5 protein-coding genes and 1 pseudogene are annotated in these 5627 nt (G+C 70.9%); 1 reads left to right on the forward strand and 5 read right to left on the reverse strand.

Annotated elements, in window-relative coordinates:
• The 4 genes and pseudogenes from CCN39_RS43545 to CCN39_RS43560 form a co-directional block, all read right to left on the reverse strand.
• A pseudogene (locus CCN39_RS43545) lies at window positions 1-205 on the reverse strand (hypothetical protein); the annotation flags it as partial.
• Window positions 206-970: an FHA domain-containing protein gene (locus CCN39_RS43550; protein WP_086852526.1), complete on the reverse strand. Its 765-nt coding sequence runs from the start codon at window positions 968-970 to the stop codon at window positions 206-208.
• 87 nt (window positions 971-1057) lie between these two features.
• Window positions 1058-3160, reverse strand: coding sequence for a (Fe-S)-binding protein (locus CCN39_RS43555; RefSeq protein ID WP_086852528.1), 2103 nt, complete (start codon window positions 3158-3160; stop codon window positions 1058-1060).
• Window positions 3161-3191: 31 nt separating this feature from the next.
• Window positions 3192-3608: a hypothetical protein gene (locus tag CCN39_RS43560; RefSeq protein ID WP_086852530.1), complete on the reverse strand. Its 417-nt coding sequence runs from the start codon at window positions 3606-3608 to the stop codon at window positions 3192-3194.
• 221 nt (window positions 3609-3829) lie between these two features.
• Between CCN39_RS43560 and CCN39_RS43565 the strand changes: the two genes are divergently transcribed.
• Window positions 3830-4492: a nitroreductase family protein gene (locus tag CCN39_RS43565; protein ID WP_086852533.1), complete on the forward strand. Its 663-nt coding sequence runs from the start codon at window positions 3830-3832 to the stop codon at window positions 4490-4492.
• A gap of 1 nt (window position 4493) precedes the next feature.
• Here the strand turns inward: CCN39_RS43565 and CCN39_RS43570 are convergent, their stop codons facing one another.
• Window positions 4494-5468 (reverse strand): GGDEF domain-containing phosphodiesterase, encoded by a 975-nt coding sequence (locus CCN39_RS43570; protein WP_244211280.1) that lies wholly within the window; start codon window positions 5466-5468, stop codon window positions 4494-4496.
• Window positions 5469-5627 lie beyond the last annotated feature (159 nt).

Consider the following 5627-nt stretch of genomic DNA (forward strand, 5'->3'; position numbering starts at 1 on the left):
CGTCGTGCACGGCGTCCTTCGTGGCCGGTGCCAGCCGGGCCGCGTCGAGTTCCGCGCGGACCGCCCGCACCAGCGACGCGACCTGCCGCGCGTCGAAGCCGCGGTGGATCTCCTGGTGTCCACCGTGGACGGTGTTGATGTCGCCGTGGACGGCGTTGTTGACGGTCCCGGCCCGGACCTCGCCGTGGAAGTGGATGCCGTCCATCTAGTGCCTCCCGTTCCGGCGCCGCTCGCGCGCCGCCTTGGCCATCACCAGCCCGATCGACGACACCACGCCGCCCAGCACGAACAACGCGAAGCCGATCGCGCCGAGCGGCACCCCGCCGAAGACCTCCGGGCCGAGCGGCGACGGCGGCGCGGCGAACGAACCCGCCGACATCGCCTCCGTGCCCGCCTTCATGAACCGGAAGATCCCGAACCCGAACAGCCCGAACCCGGTCAGGCTCAGGAGCGTCCCGAGGATCATGATCGGCCGGCCGAGCCCCTTCCCGGTCGCCATGAGGGAGAGCGCCTCGCCCTCCGGCGTGGTGAACTCGTAGTTGTGGTGCTGCCGGTTGTCGTAGCTGTGGTTGACGTCGCGCCCGGCGTTGTTGATCGTCCCGGCCGAGACGTCCCCGAACGAAACACCACCGGACGACGAACGCTGCCAGTTCCGCGTCTGCTGCACCCCGCCTTCACCGTCGGAGTAGACCGCGGCGACCGGACCGAACTCGAGCCGGTCCCCGTTGCGCAGCGGGTGATCCTGCCCGGACGCCAGCCGCCGCCCGTTGACCCAGGTGCCGTTGCGCGACCCGGCGTCGGCCACCCACGTGCCGCGCGCGTCCTGCCGGATCCAGGCGTGCCGCAGCGACACCTGGTCCGAGGGCAGCCGCAGGTCCGCGTCGGGCCCGCGGCCCACCAGCCACGACCCGCGGCGCACGGCCAGGCGCGCCCCGGACCCGCCGAGCGTCTCGATCCTCGCCCCGCCCATGGGTACCCTCCCGCCGCGCGGCTCCCTGTTCCTTCAAGGAAGAGCCGCGCGGCGGCCGGAGGATATAGAGCGAACGGGTGAACCCGTTCAGACCTTCGGGGCCGAAGCGTCCGTAGCCTTCACCCGTTCCAGCAGCAGCTGGGCGACATCACGCACGTCCACGTTCTCCGCCTTCTGCTCGCTCTGCCGCTGGACCAGGCCGTCCGTCAGCATCACGCGGCAGAACGGGCAGCCCGTCACGATCGTCTCCGCGTCCGTGGCGATCGCCTCGTCGACCCGCTCCAGGTTGATGCGCTTGCCGATCTGCTCCTCCATCCACATCCGGGCGCCACCGGCGCCGCAGCACAAGGCCCGGTCCGCGTGGCGGGGCATCTCGGCCAGCTCGGCGCCGGTCGCGCCGACCAGCTCACGCGGGGGCGTGTAGACCTTGTTGTGGCGCCCGAGGTAGCAGGGGTCGTGGTAGGTGACCTTCGGGCCGTCCTCGACCGGCTTGACCGGGGTCAGCCGGCCGCCGCGGACCAGGCGGTTGAGCAGCTGCGTGTGGTGGACCACCTCGTAGTGGCCGTCCAGGTCCGGGTATTCGCGGCCGAGGGTGTTCAGGCAGTGCGGGCAGGTCGTGACGATCTTGCGCAGCCGCGGCTCGCGGCCTTCGAACACGGCGTTGAGCGTCTCCGCCGTCTGCTGCGCCATCATCTGGAACAGGAACTCGTTGCCCGCGCGGCGCGCCGGGTCACCGGTGCAGGACTCCTCCTTGCCCAGCACCACGTACTTCACCCCGGCGATGTGCAGGAGCTCGGCCGTGGCGCGGACGGTCTTGCGGGCCTGGTCGTCGAACGCGCCGGCGCAGCCCACCCAGTAGACGTACTCGACGTCCTCGGCCAGCTCGCCGTCGAACACCGGGACGTCGAAGCCGAGGTCCTTCGTCCAGGCCAGGCGCTCGGAGTTGTTCTGGCCCCACGGGTTGCCCTTGGTCTCCAGGTTCTTGAACAGCCCGCCCAGCTCGGTCGGGAAGGCCGACTCGATCATCACCTGGTAGCGGCGCATGTCGACGATGTGGTCGACGTGCTCGATGTCCACCGGGCACTGCTCGACGCACGCGCCGCAGGTGGTGCACGACCACAGCACGTCCGGGTCGATGACGCCGCCGTCGTCCTCCGGGCCGACCAGCGGGCGCGCGCCCTCGTGCTCGGTGCCCGCGAGGATGTAGGGCGCTTCCTCGAACAGGTTGTCGCGCAGGTTCATGATGACCAGCTTCGGCGACAACGGCTTTCCGGTGTTCCACGCCGGGCACTGGGACTGGCAGCGGCCGCACTCGGTGCACGTGGCGAAGTCCAGCATGCCCTTCCAGGTGAAGTCGCCGATCTTGCCGCGGCCGAACGTGTCGTCCTCGCCCGGGTCCTCGAAGTCGATCGGCTTGCCGCCGGACTCCATCGGCAGCAGCGGGCCGAGCGCGTCCGGCAGCCGCTTCGCCGAGACGTTGATCGGCGCCACGAAGATGTGCAGGTGCTTGGAGTAGAGCACGATCGACAGGAACACCAGCATGACACCGATGTGCAGCAGCAGGCCGACCGTCTCCAGCACCTCGGTCGCCGAGTGCCCGAGCGGCTCGAGGAGGTTCCCGACGCCGAGCGAGACGTACGCGCCGGAGTCGTACGGGAAATTGCCGGACGCCGAGGAGGCGCCGCGGAAGAAGAACATCGTCCAGACGACGTTGAAGATCATGACCAGGATCAGCCACGCGCCGCCGGTGTGCGAACCGTAGAACCGGGACGCGCGGTCCTTGCGCTCGGGGGCGTTCCGGATCCGGATGACCGTGAAGACGCCGAGCGAGACGGCCACGGCGACGGCGATGAAGTCCTGCAGGAACCCGAGCACCGCCCAGTGGCCGATCCACGGGATGGCGAACTTCTCGTCGAACAGCGCCCCGTACGCCTCGAGGTACACCGAAGCGAGGATCACGAAGCCCCAGAACGTGAAGAAGTGCGCCAGGCCGGGCACCGACCACTTCAGCAGCTTGCGCTGGCCGAACACCTCACGCACCTGCGCGAAGACCCGGGCACCGAGGTCGTCGGACCGTTTGGTGTCGGGCTGGCCGGCCTTGATCAGCCGGTAGAGGAACGCGACCCGCTTCCCGGCGACGGCGAGGCCGACGACGGTCATGAGCAGGCCGAGGATGAGACGAACGAGCACGAGTCCTCCGCGTCGTGATGGAAGGACCGGCTCAGTGCGAGCCGGTGTAGTACCGGCACGCCTTGCACGCGTACCGCATCTTCGCGATCCGCCAGTGCTTCCGGTACAGGTCGAGGTCGGGCGAGCGCCGGACGCCGAGGCGCTGGTAGCGCCCGGGCCGCCGGCCGGTTTCGTACTGCTCGGTCGCGCGGCCGAGGTGGGCGCGCCGCAGCACGCACCCCCGGGTCCGGCACCGGCCGAGCGCGGCGCGGCAGAACCGGTGCAGCAGCACGAGATCGCCGGTCACTTCTTCGACCACGCCGTAGCCGGGGTGGTCGCCCGGCCCGGTGAGCCGCACCGGCAGCCCGCAATACGCGCATTTGAGCGTGCAGGGCAGGCAGCCGGCGAGGTGCCGGATCCGCAGTTCGCGCCGGTCTTCGGAGCCGGGTCCTCGGACGCGCGACGCCATGAAGCCTCCCGGAACGACTGTGATCGGCACCACTGTCTGCTACTGGAGGGTAATGAGGAGATCACTTCACGCGACAGGACCGAACGGCCTAGTTGGCCTGGGCTGTGCGGCGTAATTTTCGAAGCAAGGATCACCTTACTGTCCGTACATCGGACACTTAACACCGCGAATCGTACGTTCGGCCCTGCTGCGGCACGGGTGTCCCTCGCCACAATCCGGACATGACCTATCACCCGGTCCCCTACCGGCCCGCACGGCTGCCCGACGACGAAGCACTCGCCCGGGTCGCCGCACTGCGGCAGCGGATGGAAACCCGGCGTTCGGTCCGGATGTTCTCCCCGGACCCGGTACCCGAACGCGCGGTGCTCGACGCGATCGCGATCGCCTCGACCGCCCCCAGCGGGGCGCACCAGCAGCCGTGGACGTTCGTGCTCGTGGCGGACCCGGAGGTGCGCCGCCGGATCCGCGAAGCCGCCGAAGCCGAGGAGCGCATTTCCTACGACGGCCGCCTCGGCGAGGCGTGGCTCGACGCGCTCCGGCCGCTCGGCACGGACGCGGTGAAACCCCACCTGACCGACGCGCCGTACCTCATCGTCGTGTTCCAGCAGCGGTTCGCCCTCGACGACGACGGCGGCGTCCGCAAGCACTACTACGTCGACGAATCGGTCGGCATCGCGGTCGGCATGCTGCTCACGGCGTTGCAGGTGGCGGGTCTCGCGGCGCTGACGCACACGCCGTCGCCGATGCGGTTCCTCGGCGAACTGCTGGGCCGCCCCCGCAACGAAAAGGCGTTCGCGGTGATCCCGGTCGGCTACCCGGCCGACGACTGCGTCGTGCCGGACCTGCGGCGCAAGCCCCTCGACGAAGTCCTCGTGCGGATCTGACTCAGCAGCCGGGCAAGCCGCCCGGCAGATCGGGGAACGCCGGGCCCGACAGCAGGTCCGCGCCCCGGTCCTGCCACCAGGCGGCCTCGTCCGCCGTCCCGACCCCGGCGACCGACACCGACGCCCCGGCCGCGTGCGCCGCGTCGATCAAGGCCGACAGCGGCCCCGTCACGAGCGGGTGTTCCCGTTTGGCGGCCAGGTTCGGCGCGATCCGGACCGCGTGCGCCGGGAACTCCGTCAGGCAGGTGACGTCGGCGAGGCCGTGGATCTCCGCCCGGACACCGATTTCGCCCAGCACCTTGAAGTTGTCCGCCGCGTCGCTGACGTCGAGGGCCGCGGCCGGGAAGCCGGGCCGCAGGCGATCCGGCGCCAGGCCGGTGTCGCCCAGGACACCGCGGATCTCGCCGACCAGCTCCGGGTCCGCCGCCTGCTGTGCGGTCAGCTCGACGACCAGGGGCAGCTCGAGCCCGGACGCCGCCAGCCGCTCGGCCGCCGTGCGCAGCAGCCACGTGCCCAGCGGCAGCGCCAGCCCGATTTCCGCGGCCAGCCGCACGCACGTTTCGTGCGGCAGCACGCCTTCGGCCGGGTGGTTCCAGCGCAGCCGCGCCTCGACACCCTCGGCCGCGCCGGTCGTCGCCGACAGCAGCACGCGGTAGCGGGCTTCGATCTCGCCGTTCTCCCACGCGCCCGCCATCGACGCGGCCAGGCCGAAGTCGTGCCGGTCACGCCGGTCCAGCTCGCGGTCGAACAGACCCCACTGGTTGCCCGTCCGCTGGGCGCGCCGCAGCGTCAGGTCCGACGCCTGCAGCAGCTCCGCGGGCGTGATGTCGCGCGGCGGGCGGTGGACGACGCCGATGACGGCCGGCACCGCGACGCCGCGCCGGCCGTCGACGTACTCCGCTTCGGCGAGCTCGTGGGTGATCCGGCGGACGAGCGTCACCACGCCCGGGGTGTCCGCGGTGTTCTGCACCAGCACGCCGAATTCGTCGCCGCCAAGCTGAAGATGGTGTTCGACGCGGAGAAGGCCCTGGTGGCCCGCCTCGGCGGCGACGAATTCGGCGTGCTGGTGCAGAACACCGCGGACACCCCGGGCGTGGTGACGCTCGTCCGCCGGATCACCCACGAGCTCGCCGAA

The organism is Amycolatopsis kentuckyensis (assembly GCF_002155975.1).
GTDB lineage: Bacteria > Actinomycetota > Actinomycetes > Mycobacteriales > Pseudonocardiaceae > Amycolatopsis > Amycolatopsis kentuckyensis.